Annotated in this window: 1 protein-coding gene; it reads left to right on the top strand. The window is 66.8% G+C overall.

Annotation, left to right across the window (positions count from 1 at the left end; genetic code table 11):
- A partial coding sequence (locus FYW99_RS31610; RefSeq protein ID WP_150256281.1) for an ATP-binding cassette domain-containing protein occupies nt 1–677 on the top strand: 677 nt, incomplete at both ends.

Here is a 677-nt window from a genome sequence, read left to right as displayed (position 1 = left end):
CTTCGGGTGGAGGATGTGGCGCAGCGGTTCAGGGTGCGCGGTGGCATGTGGGGCAGGGCCACGGACTTCTGGGCGGTCAAGGGGGTCTCCTTCGACCTGCACCGCGGTGAGACGCTGGGCGTGGTGGGGGAGTCGGGGTCGGGTAAGTCGACGCTGTCGCGGATGGTGATGCGTCTGCTGGAGCCCACGCGGGGCCGGGTGGAGTTCGAGGGCCGCGACATCACCCACATGCCCGAGCGGGCGCTGCGTCCGTTGCGCCGGGACGTGCAGATGGTGTTCCAGAATCCCTACTCCTCGCTCAATCCGCGTGTGACGGTGGGGGATGCGATCGGTACCGCGTTGCGGGTGCAGGGGGAGAAGGACGGTAAGAAGGTGCGCCGTCAGGTGCAGGAGCTGTTGGAGCGGGTGGGGTTGGAGCCGGGTCACTACAACCGGTTCCCGCACGCGTTCTCGGGTGGGCAGCGTCAGCGGATCGCGATCGCGCGGGCGTTGATCCTCAAGCCGAAGCTGATCATCTGCGACGAGCCGGTGTCGGCGTTGGACGTGTCCACGCAGGATCAGGTGCTGCGGTTGTTGTCGGAGTTGCAGGACGACTTCGGGTTGACCTACATCTTCGTGGCCCATGATCTGGCGGTGGTGCGTCAGGTGAGTGATCGGGTCGCGGTGATGCGTGCGGG

This window comes from Nocardiopsis deserti, assembly GCF_008638355.1.
Lineage (GTDB): Bacteria > Actinomycetota > Actinomycetes > Streptosporangiales > Streptosporangiaceae > Nocardiopsis > Nocardiopsis alborubida.
This window is presented reverse-complemented; position numbering and strand designations above follow the sequence as displayed.